Here is a 409-nt window from a genome sequence, read left to right as displayed (position 1 = left end):
CTGTCTGAAGTGAAGGTTTTAAGAGCCTCTTTTGGAAATAGCTTACAAAGTTGTTCGATGGCTGAAAACATGGATTTGGCTGTTCTATCTGGGATCTTGAAAACTAAGTAAAAGCGCGTTTTTCGCTCTAGGAAGGTCGCTAAACAGCCCTTGCTTTTGCCTCTGGAAGACACTACAGTATCAAGTTCCCAGTGACCAAAGGTCTCACGATTCCTGACCTCTTTAGGACGTTTGGCAATCGACGTACCAATCCTAAATGTTCCACGTGTTTCTTTGGGTTGTCGAGTTTTTCCTTTACGACGAAGGACGCTTAAATCCAGATCAATTAAACCAGCATAGAGCCAGTTATAGATAGTTTTAAAAGCTACCATTGGCTTTTGTTCAAGCTGATAGCGGCCACAAATCTGTT

1 protein-coding gene is annotated in these 409 nt (G+C 42.3%); it reads right to left on the bottom strand.

Translation table 11 applies throughout. From position 1 onward, the window contains the following. Positions 1 to 409, bottom strand: a 409-nt coding sequence (locus tag AX663_RS08340; protein ID WP_156430776.1) for an IS30 family transposase, incomplete at both ends; no start/stop codon positions are given.

Source organism: Streptococcus sp. CCH8-H5 (assembly GCF_001556505.1).
Taxonomy (GTDB): Bacteria; Bacillota; Bacilli; order Lactobacillales; family Streptococcaceae; genus Streptococcus.
Note: the sequence above shows the minus strand (reverse complement) of the source record. Positions and strands in the feature narration are given on the sequence as shown.